We start from the raw sequence: 17,930 nt of genomic DNA, 5'->3' as shown, positions 1-17,930 counted from the left end.
AGCGGCAGAAGCCGGTCGCGGCGCGGAATCATCAGGCGAGGTCGGACTTACTGAACCTGCCCGTGGCAATGCTTGTACTTCTTGCCCGATCCGCACGGGCAAGGCTCGTTGCGACCGATCTTCGGTTCGGTACGCACCGGCGCCGCGGCGACGTCGGCCTGACCTTCGACCTCAGGCTCCTCCTCCGGCTGATCCAGCGCGGACACCTCGGCATGCTGGAACTGCATGCGCTTGGCCAGCTCTTCGGCTTCGCGGCGCAGACGGGCTTCTTCTTCGGCCGGATCTTCTCGACGAACCTGCACATGGGACAGCACGCGGATGCTGTCGCGCTTGATCGATTCGAGCAGGTCCTGGAACAGCGTGAAGGACTCGCGCTTGTATTCCTGCTTCGGGTTCTTCTGCGCGTAGCCGCGCAGGTGGATGCCGTGACGCAGGTGGTCCATGGTCGACAGGTGGTCTTTCCACAGATCATCCAGCACACGCAGCACGATCTGCTTCTCGAAGGAACGCAGTGCCTCGACGCCAGCCAGCTCTTCCTTCTCGTTGTAGGCGGCCAACAGCGCTTCGAGAATGCGCTCGCGCAGGGTTTCCTCGTAGAGTTTTTCGTCCTCGTCGAGCCACTGCTGGACCGGCAGACGCGTACCGAAATCGCTGTAGAGCACCGCCTCCAGGCCCGGGATATCCCACTGTTCAGGCAGCGACTGCGGCGGGATGTGCGCGCTGATCGCCGCATCCAGCGCTTCCTGGCGGAATTCGGCGATGGTCTGGCCGATTTCATCGGCTGCGAGCAGGCTGTTGCGCATGTGGTAGATCACCTTGCGCTGCTCGTTGGCCACGTCGTCGTACTCGAGCAGCTGCTTGCGCATGTCGAAGTTGCGGCCTTCGACCTTGCGCTGCGCCTTTTCAATGGCATTGGTGACCATGCGGTGCTCGATGGCCTCGCCGGACTCCATGCCCAGCGCCTTCATGAAGTTCTTCACCCGATCGGAGGCGAAGATGCGCATCAGGCTGTCTTCCAGCGACAGATAGAAACGGCTCGAACCCGGGTCGCCCTGACGACCGGCACGACCGCGCAACTGGTTGTCGATACGACGGGATTCATGACGCTCGGATGCAATCACGTGCAGGCCGCCCGCTTCGAGGACCTGCTGGTGACGCTTCTGCCAATCCGCCTTGATCTGCGCGACCTGTTCTTCGGTCGGGTTGTCCAGCGCCGCGACTTCCACTTCCCAGTTGCCGCCCAGCAGGATGTCGGTACCACGGCCGGCCATGTTGGTGGCGATGGTCACGGCACCGGGGCGCCCGGCCTGGGCGATGATCTCGGCTTCCTTGTCGTGGTGCTTGGCGTTGAGCACCTTGTGCTCGAAACCTTCGGCCTCCAGCAGGCGCGACACGTATTCGGAGGACTCGATGGTGGCTGTACCGACCAGCACCGGACGGCCCTGCTCCCGGCACTCCTTGATGTCGGAGATGATCGCGGCGAACTTCTCTTCCTGGGTCAGATAGACCAGGTCGTTGAAGTCCTTGCGCGCCAGCGGCCTATTGGTCGGGATGACCACCACCGGCAGGTTGTAGATCTGCTGGAACTCGAACGCTTCGGTGTCGGCGGTACCGGTCATGCCGGCCAGCTTCTTGTACAGGCGGAAGTAGTTCTGGAAGGTGGTCGAAGCCAGGGTCTGGCTCTCCGGCTGAATCTGCAGGCCTTCCTTCGCTTCGATGGCCTGGTGCAGGCCTTCGGAAAGACGACGGCCCGGCATGGTGCGGCCGGTGTGCTCGTCGATCAGCAGCACCTGGTTGTTCTGCACGATGTATTCGACGTTGCGATGGAACAGCTTGTGGGCGCGCAGGCCAGAATACACATGTGTCAGCAAACCGAGGTTATGCGCCGAATAGAGGCTTTCGCCCTCGGCCAGCAGACCGGCTTGGGTCAGCAGCTCCTCGATATACTGGTGACCCTGTTCGTTCAGCTCGACCTGGCGGGTTTTCTCATCGATGGAGAAATGCCCTTCCTGAGTAACGACTCCCTCCTCTTCCTCGATGTGCTGGGTAAGGCGTGGAATGAGCAGGTTGATCTGCTGGTAAAGCTTGGAGCTGTCTTCAGCCTGGCCGGAAATGATCAGCGGTGTGCGCGCTTCGTCGATCAGGATGGAGTCGACTTCGTCGATCACGGCGAAGTTGAGTTCGCGCTGGTTCTTTTCCTGCAGGCTGAACGCCATGTTGTCACGCAGGTAGTCGAAGCCGAACTCGTTGTTGGTGCCATAGGTAATGTCGGCTGCGTAGGCAGCGCGCTTTTCTTCCGGCGGCTGGAACGGGGTGACGATGCCGACCGAGAGGCCAAGGAATTCGTACAGCGGGCGCATCCAGTTGGCATCGCGTCGCGCCAGGTAGTCGTTGACCGTGACTACGTGCACACCTTTGCCGGCCAGCGCATTGAGGTAAACGGCCAGGGTAGCCACCAGGGTCTTGCCTTCACCGGTACGCATCTCGGCGATGCGCCCTTCGTGCAGGGTCATGCCACCGATCAACTGGACATCGAAGTGGCGCATGCCCATGACGCGCTTGCCCGCTTCGCGGCAGACGGCGAATGCTTCGGGGAGGATCTGATCGAGGGTTTCGCCTTTCTCGAGACGGGCCTTGAACTCTTCGGTCTTGCTGCGCAGTTGCTCGTCGGAGAGCGACAGCATCTGCTCTTCGAGGGCATTGACGGACTGCACCGCCTTGAGCATGCGTTTGACCTCACGCTCATTCTTGCTTCCAAAGAGTTTCTTCAATAAAGGCGCAAACATATCGACAAAGACTTCCATGCTGGGGATGGAGGCACGTCCGCGAGGTCACGGCTGCGTGCAAAGGGGCCATTCTACTCGGAAACGGCAGTGAGGAAAGGTGCCTGACTGCGCAGCACCATGACGCAACGGACGCGCTACCGGGTACCTGTATATTCGCAGCTGGCAGGCGATAAACCCTCTAGGCTGGGCATTTGCGCAGCACGCCAACGCCGGAGGCGGCAGGATATTCCCCGAACCGGCTTCTGCTACCATTCACGCTTCTACCAAGCATCTCGGACCATCATGGCCTTTCGCCCGTCGCCGGCTCGTGCTCCTGCCTCATTGTTGCGCGAAGCGAAGCCGCTCAGAGCTTTGTTCGGCGAAGCGCTTCGGCTCGATCGTCTGCAACAGCTGCTGGAGAGCCAGTTGCAGCCCGCAGCACGCGAACACTGCCGCGTGGCATCCTGGCGCGAAGGTTGTCTGCTGCTTATCGTCACCGACGGCCACTGGGCGACACGGCTGCGCTATCAGCAGCGGCGTCTGCAACGTCAACTGGAAGTGCTCGAAGAGTTCGCGGGCCTGACGCGTATCCAGTTCAAGGTACAGCCACCGCCCCCGCCCAGGCACACGCCGGCGCGTACGCAACCGCTTTCGAGCAACGCCGCCGACAGCATTCAGGCGGCAGCTGATGGCATCCGCGACCCTAAGCTTCGCGCTGCACTGGAACGTCTGGCCAGCCGCAGCAAAGTGGACGACTGACATCCTGCGACAAATGCTTGCCACTTCGTTGTTGCCCGGGGTCCGCCGCCACGGGTTAGCATGCCCCCATCGCAACGGAGGACGTTCATGCTGCCCAACCACCTGATCGTCGGTACTCGACCATGCTGATTGGCGCTCTGCTCATCCTGACCTGGCTGGTACTGCTGATCCGCTATCCATTCAGGGCCGTACCCATTTCACTGGGTGCCGTGCTCGGCCTTGCCTTGGTCGCTGGCTGGGTACTCTGGCAGGAGCATCGCGAAGAGCAGTTGCTCGCTCGTATCGAAATTCAGCTGACTCACGACCCTCGTCGCTGCGCCGGCGGGCAGCCGCTGCATGTGCGCCTGCACAATCACACCGACAAGAAGTTGCAGAGCCTGCAGTGGGAAGTCGCCGCCTATGCGCCGGGCTCGCGCACCAACCTGGCGCGACGCGCCTACGATGCACCGGACTACCAGGGGGCAGGTGGCCTGCAGCCCGGCGCAAGCTGGGAATCCTGCCTGCCGCTACCGCTGCTGCGCGCCGGTTACCGCGCCGCCACACTGGAGTTTCGGGCCGAGCGCGTGCAAGGCCGATTCAAGAACTGACGAAACCCCGCTTCCTGCGCAGACTTTCAATCTTCGCCGCAGCCGCTTATGCTGTACAAATAAACAGTATCAATCTGCCAATGACCGAGGTGGTAAATGGCCGTCGAAGTGGTGTACCGCAGCAGCCGGGACCTGGAGCGTTTGTTCATGGATAAAGCCGAAGCCGATCGTCACGACAAGATGCTTGAGCTGGCAGAGGCGCTAGCTGCGGTGCTGCAGCAAGCTTCGCCGTCGCTGAGCGAACAGCAAGCCGAAGACATCGGCATCTACATGGCCAGGCACCGCGAGTTGTTTGCCAAGGCATTCAAGAGCAGCCCCGATGTTCTGACGGAGCTGACTGCGCAGGTATGAAATGAGATGGCAGGTATGCCCGCGACATTTTTGCGGCAGTCAAGCCGTTGCGCCCGGGAAACTTGTCATCGCCTTGCCTGGTCCATTGCTGGCAACCCTCACACAGGTATCCAGGCATGACGAGTCCATTTCAGAAGATCAGTGATGTTTTTCGTCCGCGCTACAACGTCAACTTCAGCATCGAGAAGCCCGATGGCAGCATTCTGCTGACATTGACGGGCTCGGAAGGCGTTGCAGTGAAGCGCTACATCAGTGCCGACCAATGGCGCGATCAACAGCAATTGCAGCGACTCATCACCAGCCTGCAAGTCAGTCTGGCCATCGAGCGCGGCGAGCAGTTACCACAACGGATGTCCCACGGAGGCTTGCAACCCGCACCAGTGTAATGTCATCAACCTGACTGCCTGCAGGTTGCGCCGCTCCGCCCCGAAACTTACCCAATAAAAACAAGAATTCATCTTCGTCTGACAGCCGCCAGGCTTGCAGCGAATCGTCGCGCCTGAACTTTGCTGTTTCAGGCGCGACGATGAATGATCCCTTGGATAACTGCTTGTTCTCAGAGCCAGGCCAGCGCTTTGGCCTTCGCCACCGCCTGGGTACGGCGAGCGACGCCCAGCTTCGTGTTGATCCTGCGCGCATGGGTCTTCACGGTATGTAGGGATATGAACAGCTGTTCGGCAATTTCCTGGTTCGAGCACCCCTGGGCGATCAGCCGCAACACCGTCAGTTCGCGGTTGCTGAGCACCGTTTCATCCGCTGCCGGGAGCGTCACTTCCGGCTCACGCTCGTAGCTCAGCAGCCGCTGCCGAAGCGATTCGCCCTTCGCTGCGGGTAGCACTCGCGCCAGCCATTGCGGCTGCCGATACTGTAGTTCGTACAAGGGCTTGACCAGATGCTGACGCGCGGCCTCGCTGAGCGCCAGACGCAGCTCCAGCTCCGCCTCGGCGACCTGGCCATCGGCCTGTAACGCTTCCGCCAGACTGAAACGACACTCGCATGCCAGCCCCAGACGCTGGGCAAGCAGGTTCTGCTCGATCTGCTCACGCAAGGCTGTGATCGCTCGTGCTGGCTGTCCCTCGAGCACATCGATGACCGCCAGATAGCGCCGCACCCGAGGCAACAGCTCGTAGAATCCGGACGGCGACAGGTAACCCCGTCCTTCATACAGTTCCAGTACCTGATACAGCGCACCACGCGCCTTGCGCAGCTCGCCCTGATGCAGCCAGGCCACACCGTTTATCAGCGGCAGGATGCCGCGGAATCTCGCCTCAGGTACATGTCGCCACTGAGACAGGCGCTCGGCGTCCCGCAGCCAGTGATAGGCGCAGGCAAACTCGTGACTGCGCGCGGCAAGCTCGGCAAGCCCGACATAACCGAAGAAACAGTAGGAATCACCGCAGGTTTCGGTCTCCGCCTTACCGAGCTGATATGCCTCCTGCGCCGGCTCGTCGAGCCCCTGGTAAGCCAGCAGATGCCCCTGCAGCAGTTGCAGCCTGCCGATGAGAGGGCTGCGCCGGACGGAGTCACGCAACGCCTGGAGTGTCTCGTTGAGCACGCCGACCGCACGCTCGAACTCACCGGTGAGTTCAAGCAACTGGATTCGATCGACGCTGAGCATCACTTCGTAGAGCACGCTACCTTTCAGCCGTGCGAGCTTCATGCCTTCGCTGTTGTATTGCTGGGCAAGGTCGAGCTCACCTTCGGCCATCGCTTGCTGCGTAAGCACCTGATAACAAAGCACGCGCTGCGCCCAGGCGTGATCGGACAGTACCTCTAGCGCCTGCAAGCAGTTCTGGCGTGCCTCGGGCTCACCGCGCAGGCGGGCCAGAAACCCCCGAAGGGCCTGCCACTGAGCCAATAACTGGGCTTGCCGGCGCGCATCGGGTTGGGGGAAGAACTTGGCCAGCTCGGCCAGACAGTCATCCACTTCATCAAGTCGCGCCGAAATGATCAGCGCCCACCCCTGCAAGACGATCAGGCGCGTGGTGCTGGCGAACAGGTCCTGTGGCAGCTCGCTTCGCCATTTCAGAAAGCGCGATACGTTATCGCCGATCAGCAGCTGTTCCTGTCCGTAACGCTGCAGGTAGTTGGCAGCGACCTCAGGCTGGCCGGCCCATAATGCATGCTCTACCGCCTCGCGCATCTCGCCGCGACTGGCGAACCACTGACAGGCGCGCAGATGGGCCTGGGTCGGAGCGGTCGTTTCTGCGGAGCGCTGCAGCATCAGCGCCAGCGGCTTCCACAGGCGAAACCACTCACCGCAATTGTCGATCTGCCGAATGAAGAGCTGGAGCGTCTTGAGGATATCGAGGATTTCGCGACCAACACCGTCGAGCACATGGTCGCAGAGCTCTGCCGAGAAACGCGGCATACGCGCCAGTGCCAGCATGGCCCGCCGCACTTCATCGCTCAGTCCAGCCATGACCTCACGCTGGACGTAATCACGCAGCAATGGCGTCCCGGCAACCAGACGCTCACGCAGCGCCTGCTCATCGGCGTGGAGCAACATCAGACAGACTCCAGCCGGCCACCCCTCCATCACATGATGCAGTTGCTGAAAAGTCTCGGACGAGAGCGTCAGACGATGGACGTTCAGGAGTTGCTCGAGCTCTTCGGCGGTGAACGCCAGCGCTTCCGCCTCCAGCTCCAGAAGATGCCCTTGCAGCAGGAGCCGTGGAAGCTTCCACGCTGGCTGGCGGCGACTGGATACCCACCAACTGATTTGTGCCGGCCCCATGTCCAACAACATATCAATGCAAGCATCGAGCTCCGGGCTGTAATCGCGCGGGTAGTCGTCGAGCATGATCCATAGCGGCTGCCGGACTTGTCGCAGCAGCGCCAGCATGTCGTTCTCGGAACGATCATCCTTGCCCGTCCGCTCCCCCAACGCATCGCTCAACTGGCCGTACAGCGCCTGAACCGTACATGCCCGCCCGCCGAGATCCAGCCACACCAGGCGTGTGCCCGGAGGCACCAAGCGCGCGCACTCGCTCATCAGCACGGTCTTGCCAAACCCGGCTGGGGCGCAGATCAGGCGCAGACGGCAATCGGTATCGAGCAGCGCACGAACCAGCCTGGGCCGGTCGATATGCAGCGGCGGCAGCCGAGGAATGGATGCGAGTTGCTCTACGGCACCTGCCTCTGCACTGAGCGCATCAGGAATGAAGCGTACGGACATGGCAAAGGTTCTCTTGTTCGAATCAGTCCATTGAAACACAGCGCGGTCTGTGCCAGGCATTGCGCTCGGTCGTTACCACGGGCAGCCGAAACGCCAGCCTTGTCGTTGCACACGTCGCATATTGGGCCCAGTGTTCCAGCAATGCGATCGTCCTGACCTCGGGCACCGAATGGAAATTATCATCCACTGGTTCGCCGCAAAAAAAAAGGCGGCCACCTGGCCGCCTTATTCACAGGTTAAATGTCAGTCGATCAGCGCACCCCTGCGTTACGCAGGGCAGCCGGCGTGAAGTCCCGAGCGGAGGCACGATAGCCGTATTCGTGCGGCTTCTCCTCGTTACTCATGCCGATCGCGATGTAGCGGCCGGAGATGATGTCGTAGAGCGCCTCGAACGCGTAAGCCGGCACCTTGTGCTGGTAGTACTGCAGCGAGTGGGCCTCGCCTACACGCCAAAGCTGACCACGACCGTCGTACAGCTCCGACTGGACGATGGTCCAGCTATCCTCGTCGACGAAGAAACGGCGCTTGGCGTAGATGTTGCGCTCGCCACTCTTGAGCGTGGCTTCAATCTCCCAGACGCGGTGTAGCTCGTAACGCGCCAGATCCTGATTGACGTGGCCAGCCTTGATGACGTCGTCGTACTTCAGTTCGCTGGAAGCGATTTCATAGCTGTTGTACGGGATGTACAGCTCTTTCTTGCCGATCAACTTCCAGTCGTAGCGATCAGGTGCGCCGCTGAACATATCGAAGTTATCCGTGGTGCGCATACCGTCCGAAGCGGTACCCGGCCCGTCGTATGCAACTTGCGGCGCGCGGCGTACCCGACGCTGGCCAGCGTTGTAGATCCAGGCCTGACGGGGCTCCTTAACCTGATCCAGCGAGTCGTGCACCAGCAGGACGTTCCCTGCCAGGCGAGACGGCGCAGTCACCCGCTGTTTGAAGAAAAGCAGCGCGTTCTTGGCGCGCTCGGGATCCAGATCCGTCATACCCAGCGGGAACGCCACTTCGTCCTCGAAGTGAACCATGGTGTAGCTACCGTTGGTTTGCGGGGTAGCCTGGACGATATTGCGACGGACGTTGCCACCGCGATAGCGGGTGATATGGTTCCACACCACTTCCAGACCATTCTTCGGAATCGGGAATGCGTAATAACGGCTGTCGGTGAAGTTGGCGATACCGTTGCCGCCCTCGACGAGTTCGGTATTCACAGCACTCTTCTTCGCAGCCTCATAGATCTCATCCGGCACGGCGACCGAACGATGAGTCGGGAACACGCGAATCTTGTAGGTTTCCGGATAGCGCTTGAACATGGCCATCTGACCTGCGGTCAGCTTGTCCTTGTACTGTTCGGCGTTCTGCGAGGTGATGACGAACTTCGGCTGCTCGTCCTTGAACGGGTTAGTCAGATGCCCATTGTTGAGGGGGGCCGCGTCGGTCTTGAGACCACCGGTCCACTCAGGGATGCTGCCGTCGGCGTTACCGGCTTTTTCTGCGCCCAGCGGCGTCAGCGATGTACCGAGCTTGGCGGCTTCTTCTGGGGAAACGGCAGCCATCACACTGCTCGCGAGCAGGGAGAAGGCCAAGACACTCAATAGCTTTCCTGTTTTTTTCATACGATTCCAGTTCCTCTTGATCTTGTTATAGGCCGGAGGCCCATGCCTGTCGCTGATGTCCGGCCGATCATCCTCATCGGCCGGACACTCGGCTGGTCTCCTTAGAAGTTCACGCCCACGCTGAACGCGAGGAAGTCGCGGTCAACCAGCGTGTTGTAGTCGCCGCCGAAGAAATCGGTGTAGGACAGGCTGGCGGTGTACATATTCTGGTACTCGGCATCCAGACCAATGCTGACCGCCTTGGAGCCTTCGTTGAACAGACCGTTGGGGCCGTAGCCGTCGACGTCGTGGGAGAAGGACAGGTTGGGCTTGAGGTTGATGCCGGCGAAGACGTTGTCGTAGTCCGCGATGCCACGCAGGCGGTAGCCCCAGGAGTTGGCGGTGACGAAACCGTGGCGGCCGTAGCGGGCCAAAGCGGCTGGATCATCCGGGGTGCCGTAGATAGGATCACGCCCATAGCGCAGTTCGCTGGTGCTCTCGAGACCGCCGACATGCGTGTAGCCGACCTCGCCCACCACGGTCACCCTACCAGCGCCCAGTACTTGATCGAAGAAGTGAGTGAATGTGGTCTGCAACTGGGTGATTTCCTTGCGGTTGTAGCCGCGATTTTCTGCACCGAAAGTACTTTCAATGGGAGAGGTTCCCGGCGCAAGGGGATTAAGCAAAGCCCGAGTGAGGTCTTGAGTATTCAGCTGAACCGGTGCATTGGGTCGATAGCTGATCTCACCAGACCACGCGGTGCCAGTGGGCAATGTCGTAGAGAAGCTAAGGCCGTAAAGCTGGATATCTTCGGGGTACTCAAGGTAATAGCGGCCGTTGCCAAGCATGACGCTCTGCGCCAAACCAGAGCCAGCACCAGGCACGAGCCCATTAGCTGTACCGATAATGCCAGGCAGCTGCGCTGCGGTAGCCAAGCCAGCAGATCGCGTACTGACGTTTGGCGTCCGACTGTGGTAATTCATGAAATACGCACCATACTCGGTGGCATCACCCAACCAGCGCAATGCAAGACCGAACTGCCCCGAATCACGTGCATCCCGGTCGCCAGCTCGCGGCAAAACCACACCCTCAGGAGTGACTTCGAACCCCTGCCCGAACGCAGCAGCGACGGGTTGAAGAGGAGCGATTGCCGGGCTGCCCACGTGGTAGTTGGCATCACAACCATCCTGAACGACATCTACAGCGAAGAAAGTACCGCAATTATCGGCAACGGTCTGATCCCACTCGAGTTGATAGAACGCCTCCATGCTCAACCGGTCGGTCAGGCTCTGCGAGATGTAGAACATATTGACCGGAATCAGCCCCTCTTTGATCTCAGCACCCGGCCGGCGGAATGCTGCAGCGTCCAAGGGATTGATGGAGTTTATGCTGTTACCGATAAAGGTACTTTCGCCCCAGCTCACTACCTGCTTCCCAAGACGGACGGTCCCGGGCAGATCACCAACGGAATAATTGTGATAGACGAACGCGTCCAGAATTTGCGCGCCGGATGATTGAGCGGCTTCTTTCCGGTTGCTGTCGCTGATGTCCTTGAAAAGACGACTCTCATCCTTCAGCTCGAAGTCATACCAATACTTGCCGCGAACGAAGGCACCGCTATCGCGATAACGAAGCTCGAGATCGTGCACACCCTTGAAAATCTTGGAGAAGGTCTCGCCCTTCTTGAAGTTCAGACGACCATCGTCGCCGGTCTGGGTAAAGCCGGTACCGCCGTTGTTGATGCCGACCAGATCCCTGTCCCTGTCCGCCATGGACCAGCTGGCACCGATGGACATCGCCGAGTCGAATTGCCCTTCGATCTCGCCGATATTGAAGCTCACGGCGTAAGCCGGGGCGGCAGTGCCCAGCGCTACGGCGAGAGCTAGGGACTTCGGCTGGAAGATTCCTTGCCTTGTTGTTTTTGTCATGAGGCGCTCCTGGTTGGTTCGAAGTGCGTCAACCCTACCCAGACACCGGAACAGGGTTAAGCGCACTAAGGTTTGATTTAGCTTGTAATCCTTTAGTGCTAATAGCCTTTACAGCAGTGGCTTTCAGCGTGATTGCGCGAAGCCATGCCCTTTAAGGTCCAAATCAGCTTAGCCGTGAATGCCAGGGCCGCAAAGCCCGATCCAGAGCCTTTCAGCTTGCAAGATAGGAGAATTGTCGGTCAGTTATCCTTAAGTTCAATTCATGAGCGCGATAACGCACACCAAACCCGCCAAATGAGTCGGACGACAAAGGCGCAGGCCGTCATTCAACCGACCAAAGGAAATGGCCGACACACGCGAAAAACGGAAAGGAGGGCGTTACCGCAACGATGAGGTGGGGCGAAAGGAAACAGACGGACCGGCGTGTACGCTTTGGATCGCTGGAATTCCCGCGTCGGTCAGCAGCGGAGGGCCGACCGAACGCTGCTCGGCGCCCATTGCGTCACAGCGTCACAGCTGCGAAGCGCACCCCGCCACTGGTGCGCACACATGCCTTTCTAAGCGGGACGCGCTCGCCCGAAATTGGCTACCTATAGCCCTTTGACCGCATAGATTCCCGGTGCATTGCGCCAGTAACCCTTGTAGTCCATGCCGTAACCAAAAATGTAGCGATCGATACAGCTCAGGCCAACGTAATCGGCTTTGAGATCCGGGCGCGCCTTGCGCTGGTGATCCTTGTCGATCAGCACTGCGGTATGCACCGCGGCGGCACCCGCGTGGCGACAGAAATCTATGATCGCACCCAGCGTGTGGCCCTCATCCAGAATGTCATCGATGATCAGCACGTCCCGATCAATAAAGGAGATCTCCGGCTTGGCTTTCCAGAAAAGCTCACCGCCGCTGGTTTCATTGCGATAACGAGTGGCATGCAGATACGACAGTTCGAGCGGGAAGTTCAGCTTAGGGACGAGCTTGCCGGAAAAGATCAGGCCGCCATTCATGACGCAGAAGACCACAGGATTGCGGTCGGCCAGCTCGCCGTTGATTGTTTCGGCGACCTGGCTGATTGCAGCTTCTACCTGTTCTTCGGTGTACAGGCAGTCAGCCTCGGCCATGACTTGGCGGATATGTGCGAGATCGACGGACATGATGCGATTCCCCTCAGAAAGATGAGTGTTAGAGCGCCAACTGAACCTGGCAACTCGCGCGGTTGAATCGCCGTATCCTGAACAGCGAAAAACCTGACCGAACAGCCCACTTTCAGCCGTCCGCGAAAGGGCGTGGAAGATACCCACCCCCGCGGGCCGCAGCAAGTCTGCCGGTCGAATGACGCACGAATAGCCGCTGACTCGACGATGCTTTAATCTAAGCCGGTTTATTTGCCCGCCGGAGCCCACAATGCCCATTCGAGAGATCCGCCATCCGCTGATCCGCCACAAGCTCGGCCTGATGCGCCGCGCCGACATCAGCACCAAAAACTTCCGTGAACTGGCTCAGGAAGTGGGCTCGATCCTCACTTATGAAGCAACTTCTGATCTGCCGCTGGAACACTACAGCATCGACGGCTGGTGCGGCCCGGTGCAGGTCGAGAAGATATCCGGCAAGAAGATCACCGTCGTACCCATCCTGCGTGCGGGCATCGGCATGCTCGACGGCGTGCTCAGCCTAATCCCGGGCGCCAAGGTCAGTGCGGTAGGCATCGCCCGTAATGAGGAAACGCTGCAGGCGCAGACCTATTTGGAAAAACTGGTTCCGGAAATCGAACAGCGCCTGGCCATCATCATCGACCCCATGCTCGCCACCGGCGGCTCGATGGTCGCCACAATCGACATGCTGAAGAAGGCCGGTTGCAAGGAAATCCGTGCTTTGGTGCTGGTCGCCGCCCCGGAAGGCATCGCCGCTGTGGAAAAAGCACATCCGGACGTGCTGATTTTCACGGCATCCATCGATGAGCGTCTCGACGAACACGGCTACATCGTCCCGGGCCTGGGTGACGCTGGCGACAAGATCTTCGGCACCAAGCAGAAGGACATCTGAGCATGTCGCATACCGACGAGCCGCTTGGCCGGCAGGTACTGGCCGGCGCACAGATGCTGTTCGTGGCCTTCGGCGCCCTGGTACTGATGCCGCTGATCACCGGCATGGACCCCAACGTAGCGCTGTTTACCGCCGGCCTTGGCACCCTGCTGTTCCAGCTGATCACGCGGCGTCAGGTGCCGGTATTCCTGGCATCCAGCTTCGCCTTTATCGCACCGATCATTGCGGCTAAGGGTGAGTTCGGCCTGCCGGCGGTCATGGGTGGCGTGGTCGCTGCCGGACTTGTCTACATGCTGCTCGGCTTCGCGGTGCGCCTGAAGGGCCCCGGCTTCATCGATCGCCTGCTGCCGCCAGTGGTCATCGCCCCAGTGATCATTTCGATCGGTCTGGCGCTGTCACCTGTGGCGGTGAACATGGCCATGGGCAAGGCTGGAGATGGCAGCGCCCAGTTGATCCCCTACCAGACGGCGATGCTGATCTCGATGCCGGCACTTGTCACGACCCTGCTCGTGGCGGTGCTGGGCAAGGGCTTGTTTCGCCTGGTACCGATTCTCGCCGGCGTTGCGGTCGGCTACGGGCTGTCGTTTGCTTTCGGCGTGGTGGATACCAGCGGTATCGCGGCCGCACCCTGGCTAGCGATGCCGAACTTCGTCGCACCGGAGTTCAATATCGGCGCCATCCTGTTCATGGTGCCGGTCGCCCTGGCACCGGCCATCGAGCATATCGGCGGCGTGGTGGCCATCGGCAGCGTGACAGGCAACAACTACGTCAAGAAGCCAGGCTTGCACCGCACGCTACTGGGCGATGGCGTGGCCACCTCGGCAGCCGGCCTTTTCGGCGGCCCGCCGAATACCACCTATGCCGAAGTGACCGGCGCGGTGATGCTGACCAAGAACTACAACCCGAAGATCATGACCTGGGCGGCGGTATTCGCCATCGCCCTGGCCTTCATCGGCAAATTCGGCGCCGGCTTGCTGAGCATTCCGGTTCCGGTGATGGGTGGCATTCTCTGTCTGCTGTTCGGCTCGATTGCCGTGGTGGGTCTGAGCACGTTGATTCGTCATCAGGTCGACCTGTCCGAGGCACGCAACCTCATCATCGTTTCGGTGACGCTGGTGTTCGGCATCGGCGGCATGGCATTCGGCTACGGTGAATTCACCCTGTCCGGCATTTCGCTGTGCGCGATCATCGCCCTGCTGCTCAACCTCCTGCTTCCCGGCGGGGATGGTTGGCGCAACAAGCAGTTGAACGAGGAGCTGTAAAAGCGTGACACCGGCTTTGGTGCCACCACTCGGCGCCCTGAGTGGGCGCCCGGTCGAGCGTATCGACTAGACTGGCGCGATGAACGATTCGACCATTCCCCACCAACAACTCGAAGACACCAGCGTGAGCTGCGCCACCTGCGCGGCCTGCTGCTGTCGACTCGAAGTGTTGCTGTTCAGCGATACCGGCGTTCCGCAGCGCTATATCGACACCGACAGCTGGGGCGGCGAAGTCATGCTGCGCCTGGAGGATGGCTGGTGCGCGGCGCTTGATCGGGACAGCATGCGCTGCACGATCTACGAAAACCGCCCATTGATCTGCAGGGAGTTCGAACTGGGGTCAGAGGATTGCCACGAAGAGCGCAAGGGCAGCGCCACGGCATATGGCTGAACACTATCGGCAGTGCAGGGCTGGCGAACCGCCCTGCAGCACCTCGGGACGACCTGCTTAGAAGGCCATCCGGTAATGCAAGGCGTAGCTTTCGACACCATCGTTCGGCTTCTTGATGCCGGCGTTGGAATAGTGGATTGCGCGCACGCCCACTTCGTGGCCACCGGCGAAACGCAGGCCTGCACCGATCCGATCCTCGAACTGGAAAGACGAACCCAGACGATTGCCCTCGACCTCGGTGCTCTCGAACGCCGCGACGCCGATGCCTGCCTCGACATAGGGTTTAACCGATTCACCAGCGAACTCGTAGACGAAGACCGGGGCCAGCGAAATGCTGTGATTGCTCGACGACTCGTCGCCCTCCCAGTAGGTATAACCAGCATCCCAGTAGCCGGTCAGTCGGCCCACGCTGGTCTGGAACCAGCTGGTGCCGAAATCGAATTGCGCACCCAGGCGATAGGTCATGGTCGACTCGTCCGTCTGGCCGACCGCAACGGTAAAGTCTACGGCGTGGGCAGCCGCCATCGAACCTACAGAGAGTGCCGCCACTGCAGCCAGGGAGAACAGTTTTTTCATGAGAACTTCCTTATCAAACACTGCATTTGTTTGGTTTTTTGGTGCCAGCATATTTGAGAAACCCCACTGCGCTTGGAGTTCCTAGCGGGGAAAAAACTCGACTTTCGCGTTTTCGCCCCAAAGTATAGGCAACACGCTGGCCATTCGCCGCGGATCGCCGCTGCAATAGAAACGCTCGGAGGCCACCCCGCTGGCGAGCAGATGGCGCTCCGCCAGCAGATCGCGCAAGTGTCGCGCGACGGCTGCTCCGGTATCAATCAGGCGGACGGTTCCAGGCAGTAGCTCGCTGAGCAGCGGCCTTATAAAGGGATAATGCGTGCAACCCAGAATCAGCGTGTCGCAGCCTTGTGCCAGCAGCGGCCCGACCCACGCCATCAGCATGGCGCGCGTTTCGGCACTGTTCAGATCGCCTGCCTCGATGCGCTCGACCAAGCCGGGGCACGGCTGAGTGATCACCCGCACATCTGCGGCAAAGCGATCGAGCAACGCGGCAAAGCGGGCGCTCTTCAGCGTTCCGGTTGTCGCCAGCACGCCGACGACACCACTCCGCGTAGCCTGGGCGGCGGGCTTGACGGCCGGTTCCATGGCGATGATCGGCAATCGCGGATACAGCTCGCGCAATTCGGTGACCCCAGCGGCGGTCGCGGTATTGCAGGCCACCACCAGCGCCTTCGCGCCCTTCTCGACAAAAAAGTCCGCAATGACACGGCAGCGCTCACGGATGTAGTCCGGGCTCTTTTCGCCATAGGGGACATGGGCGCTGTCGGCGAGATAGAGCAGCGACTCATGCGGCAGGCGCTGCCGGATCTCACGCAGCACCGAGAGCCCGCCTACTCCGGAGTCGAAGACGCCGACCGGTGCTGCGCAGTCAGCCATGGCTTGCGCCACACACCGCGCAATGTGGATCGCGCTTGACCCGCAACTCACGGAAGCGACTGGACAGCGCATCGATCAGTAACAGTCGACCAATCAGCGGCTCGCCGAAGCCAACCAGCAGCTTGAGCGCTTCCAACGCCTGCAGGCTGCCAACCATGCCCACCAGCGGCCCCACTACACCGGCTTCGCTGCAGGTCAGCTCGGCTTCGCTACCGTGCCCATAGAGGCAGTGGTAGCAGGGGCTCGTTTCGACTCGCGCATCGAACACCGAAAGCTGCCCCTCAAGACGGATCGCCGCGCCGCTGACCAGCGGCTTTTTCGCTTTCACGCATGCGGCGTTCACCGCTTCGCGAATGCCGAAGTTGTCCGTGCAATCGAGCACCAGATCGACCCGCTCCACTGCCGCATCCAGGGAATCGGCGTCCAACCCGCTGCGATACGGCACCAGCTGTACATGGGGGTTCAGCGCCCCCAGCCGGGCCATGGCCGAGTCGACCTTGTGCAGGCCAAGCGAGGGTGTGTCGTGAGCGATCTGCCGCTGCAGATTGGTCAGATCCAGCGCATCGAAGTCGGCCAGGTGCAGCTCACCGACACCAGCGGCCGCCAGATAGAGCGCTACCGGCGAGCCCAACCCGCCAAGCCCGACGATCAGCACGCGACTCTGCTTGAGGCGCAACTGGCCGTCGATATCGACCTGCTTGAGCAGGATCTGCCGGCTGTAGCGCAGCAGCTCTTCGTCACTCAGCATCCAAGCACCTCACAAAACGCAATCATGGCAGGCGGCCAAGGCTGATGCGCTCATGCCCACCCAGATCGAGCCGGCTTTGCACATCCTCGAAACCGCGGGAAAGCAAAAGCATGCGCACCGCCTCAGCCTGATCGTAACCGTGCTCCAGCAGCAACCAGCCACCCGACTGCAGGTGCGCCGCCGCCTGGGCGATGATCGTGCGGATGTCGTCCAGGCCATCCGCACCCGCGATCAGCGCACTCTGCGGCTCGAAGCGGACATCGCCCTGCAGCAGGTGCGGGTCGCTGGCCGGAATATAGGGTGGGTTGCTGACGATCATCTGGAACCGCTCGCCGTTCAGACCGGCAAACCAGTCGCTCAGGGTGAACGCAGCGTTGTGCAGTCCGAGCCGCAGCCGGTTGCGCTCAGCCAGCCTCACGGCGGCCTCGATACGGTCCACACCGCAGACCTGCCACGCCGGCCGCTCGGTCGCCAGAGCCAGCGCAATCGCGCCGGTGCCGGTGCCCAGATCGAGCACCCGGGCCGGTGCAGCGGAGAGCAGCTGCAGCGCGGTCTCCACCAGCAGTTCGGTGTCAGGCCGGGGGATCAGCGTATCCGCTGCCACTTCAAGTTCCAGACTCCAGAAGCCCTGGCGCCCGAGGATGTAGGCGACCGGTTCACCCTGACGCCTCCGTGCGAGATCAGCAGCAAAGCGCTCGGCACACTCTGCCGGCACCTCGCGCTCCGGCCAGGTGCGCAGATAGCTGGTCGACTTGTTCAGGGCGGCCGCGAGCAACCATTCGGCATCCAGCCTGGCGCTCGGCGAGTCCGGCAGATCGGCACTTTGCAGCAGGGACTCGATGGTTGGCATGAGGTGCTCTTAGCGCGGTGCGCAGCGAAA

Annotated in this window: 16 protein-coding genes; 7 read left to right on the top strand and 9 right to left on the bottom strand. The window is 60.8% G+C overall.

Annotation, left to right across the window (positions count from 1 at the left end):
* Positions 1–47: 47 nt before the first annotated feature.
* Positions 48–2,786, bottom strand: a complete 2,739-nt coding sequence (gene secA / locus LW136_RS05395; protein ID WP_023444087.1) for a preprotein translocase subunit SecA — start codon at positions 2,784–2,786, stop codon at positions 48–50.
* A 282-nt stretch (positions 2,787–3,068) separates the two neighbouring features.
* Here secA and LW136_RS05390 point away from each other — a divergent pair, with 282 nt between their 5' ends.
* The 4 genes from LW136_RS05390 (at position 3,069) to LW136_RS05375 (ending at position 4,848) form a co-directional block, all read left to right on the top strand.
* Complete coding sequence (locus tag LW136_RS05390; protein WP_023444086.1) at positions 3,069–3,524, top strand: DciA family protein; 456 nt, start codon at positions 3,069–3,071, stop codon at positions 3,522–3,524.
* A 122-nt stretch (positions 3,525–3,646) separates the two neighbouring features.
* The gene (locus LW136_RS05385) at positions 3,647–4,111 is read left to right on the top strand and encodes a hypothetical protein (protein WP_014819356.1); all 465 of its coding nucleotides are present in this window, start codon (positions 3,647–3,649) and stop codon (positions 4,109–4,111) included.
* Between the two features lie 96 nt (positions 4,112–4,207).
* Positions 4,208–4,462, top strand: a complete 255-nt coding sequence (locus tag LW136_RS05380) for a YebG family protein (RefSeq protein ID WP_042922307.1) — start codon at positions 4,208–4,210, stop codon at positions 4,460–4,462.
* A gap of 116 nt (positions 4,463–4,578) precedes the next feature.
* Complete coding sequence (locus LW136_RS05375; protein WP_042922310.1) at positions 4,579–4,848, top strand: DUF3509 domain-containing protein; 270 nt, start codon at positions 4,579–4,581, stop codon at positions 4,846–4,848.
* A 170-nt stretch (positions 4,849–5,018) separates the two neighbouring features.
* On the opposite strand, the gene LW136_RS05370 is transcribed toward LW136_RS05375, so the two are convergent.
* The 4 genes from LW136_RS05370 to LW136_RS05355 form a co-directional block, all read right to left on the bottom strand.
* A complete protein-coding gene (locus LW136_RS05370) occupies positions 5,019–7,640 on the bottom strand; it encodes a LuxR C-terminal-related transcriptional regulator (protein WP_042922312.1) in 2,622 nt (873 codons plus the stop codon).
* Positions 7,641–7,891: 251 nt separating this feature from the next.
* Positions 7,892–9,253: a DUF1329 domain-containing protein gene (locus LW136_RS05365; RefSeq protein ID WP_031297208.1), complete on the bottom strand. Its 1,362-nt coding sequence runs from the start codon at positions 9,251–9,253 to the stop codon at positions 7,892–7,894.
* A 101-nt stretch (positions 9,254–9,354) separates the two neighbouring features.
* Positions 9,355–11,160 (bottom strand): DUF1302 domain-containing protein, encoded by a 1,806-nt coding sequence (locus LW136_RS05360; protein ID WP_020308396.1) that lies wholly within the window; start codon positions 11,158–11,160, stop codon positions 9,355–9,357.
* A gap of 590 nt (positions 11,161–11,750) precedes the next feature.
* Entirely contained in the window at positions 11,751–12,308 is a 558-nt protein-coding gene (locus LW136_RS05355; protein WP_041016218.1) for a hypoxanthine-guanine phosphoribosyltransferase, read from the bottom strand.
* 250 nt (positions 12,309–12,558) lie between these two features.
* Here LW136_RS05355 and upp point away from each other — a divergent pair, with 250 nt between their 5' ends.
* The 3 genes from upp to LW136_RS05340 all read left to right on the top strand — a co-directional run bounded on the left by upp (position 12,559) and on the right by LW136_RS05340 (position 14,850).
* Positions 12,559–13,197 (top strand): uracil phosphoribosyltransferase, encoded by a 639-nt coding sequence (gene upp / locus LW136_RS05350; RefSeq protein ID WP_003284783.1) that lies wholly within the window; start codon positions 12,559–12,561, stop codon positions 13,195–13,197.
* A 2-nt stretch (positions 13,198–13,199) separates the two neighbouring features.
* A complete protein-coding gene (locus LW136_RS05345) occupies positions 13,200–14,459 on the top strand; it encodes a uracil-xanthine permease family protein (RefSeq protein WP_003284785.1) in 1,260 nt (419 codons plus the stop codon).
* Between the two features lie 79 nt (positions 14,460–14,538).
* Positions 14,539–14,850, top strand: a complete 312-nt coding sequence (locus LW136_RS05340) for a YkgJ family cysteine cluster protein (RefSeq protein ID WP_003284787.1) — start codon at positions 14,539–14,541, stop codon at positions 14,848–14,850.
* A 57-nt stretch (positions 14,851–14,907) separates the two neighbouring features.
* Here the strand turns inward: LW136_RS05340 and LW136_RS05335 are convergent, their stop codons facing one another.
* From LW136_RS05335 to prmC, 4 genes are all read right to left on the bottom strand, one after another.
* A complete protein-coding gene (locus tag LW136_RS05335) occupies positions 14,908–15,426 on the bottom strand; it encodes an acyloxyacyl hydrolase (protein ID WP_023444078.1) in 519 nt (172 codons plus the stop codon).
* A gap of 81 nt (positions 15,427–15,507) precedes the next feature.
* Positions 15,508–16,302 carry a glutamate racemase gene (gene murI / locus LW136_RS05330; RefSeq protein ID WP_041016217.1) on the bottom strand — a complete coding sequence of 265 codons (795 nt, stop codon included), beginning with the start codon at positions 16,300–16,302 and terminating at the stop codon, positions 15,508–15,510.
* Positions 16,295–17,050 (bottom strand): molybdopterin-synthase adenylyltransferase MoeB, encoded by a 756-nt coding sequence (locus LW136_RS05325; RefSeq protein WP_041016216.1) that lies wholly within the window; start codon positions 17,048–17,050, stop codon positions 16,295–16,297. The genes murI and LW136_RS05325 overlap by 8 nt, the downstream gene beginning before the upstream one ends.
* A gap of 22 nt (positions 17,051–17,072) precedes the next feature.
* Positions 17,073–17,900 carry a peptide chain release factor N(5)-glutamine methyltransferase gene (gene prmC, locus LW136_RS05320; protein ID WP_041016215.1) on the bottom strand — a complete coding sequence of 276 codons (828 nt, stop codon included), beginning with the start codon at positions 17,898–17,900 and terminating at the stop codon, positions 17,073–17,075.
* Positions 17,901–17,930 lie beyond the last annotated feature (30 nt).

Origin of the sequence: Stutzerimonas kunmingensis, from assembly GCF_021432085.1 — a bacterium.
Lineage (GTDB): Bacteria > Pseudomonadota > Gammaproteobacteria > Pseudomonadales > Pseudomonadaceae > Stutzerimonas.
This window is presented reverse-complemented; position numbering and strand designations above follow the sequence as displayed.

Bases quoted from the DNA above. Each gene is read 5' to 3' on its own strand.
- prmC (WP_041016215.1), bottom strand. From the start codon at position 17,900: ATGCCAACCATCGAGTCCCTGCTGCAAAGTGCCGATCTGCCGGACTCG.
- LW136_RS05385 (WP_014819356.1), top strand. From the start codon at position 3,647: ATGCTGATTGGCGCTCTGCTCATCCTGACCTGGCTGGTACTGCTGATC.
- LW136_RS05390 (WP_023444086.1), top strand. From the start codon at position 3,069: ATGGCCTTTCGCCCGTCGCCGGCTCGTGCTCCTGCCTCATTGTTGCGC.
- LW136_RS05335 (WP_023444078.1), bottom strand. From the start codon at position 15,426: ATGAAAAAACTGTTCTCCCTGGCTGCAGTGGCGGCACTCTCTGTAGGT.
- LW136_RS05340 (WP_003284787.1), top strand. From the start codon at position 14,539: ATGAACGATTCGACCATTCCCCACCAACAACTCGAAGACACCAGCGTG.
- upp (WP_003284783.1), top strand. From the start codon at position 12,559: ATGCCCATTCGAGAGATCCGCCATCCGCTGATCCGCCACAAGCTCGGC.
- secA (WP_023444087.1), bottom strand. From the start codon at position 2,786: ATGTTTGCGCCTTTATTGAAGAAACTCTTTGGAAGCAAGAATGAGCGT.
- LW136_RS05375 (WP_042922310.1), top strand. From the start codon at position 4,579: ATGACGAGTCCATTTCAGAAGATCAGTGATGTTTTTCGTCCGCGCTAC.
- LW136_RS05325 (WP_041016216.1), bottom strand. From the start codon at position 17,050: ATGCTGAGTGACGAAGAGCTGCTGCGCTACAGCCGGCAGATCCTGCTC.
- LW136_RS05365 (WP_031297208.1), bottom strand. From the start codon at position 9,253: ATGAAAAAAACAGGAAAGCTATTGAGTGTCTTGGCCTTCTCCCTGCTC.
- LW136_RS05345 (WP_003284785.1), top strand. From the start codon at position 13,200: ATGTCGCATACCGACGAGCCGCTTGGCCGGCAGGTACTGGCCGGCGCA.
- murI (WP_041016217.1), bottom strand. From the start codon at position 16,302: ATGGCTGACTGCGCAGCACCGGTCGGCGTCTTCGACTCCGGAGTAGGC.
- LW136_RS05380 (WP_042922307.1), top strand. From the start codon at position 4,208: ATGGCCGTCGAAGTGGTGTACCGCAGCAGCCGGGACCTGGAGCGTTTG.
- LW136_RS05370 (WP_042922312.1), bottom strand. From the start codon at position 7,640: ATGTCCGTACGCTTCATTCCTGATGCGCTCAGTGCAGAGGCAGGTGCC.
- LW136_RS05355 (WP_041016218.1), bottom strand. From the start codon at position 12,308: ATGTCCGTCGATCTCGCACATATCCGCCAAGTCATGGCCGAGGCTGAC.
- LW136_RS05360 (WP_020308396.1), bottom strand. From the start codon at position 11,160: ATGACAAAAACAACAAGGCAAGGAATCTTCCAGCCGAAGTCCCTAGCT.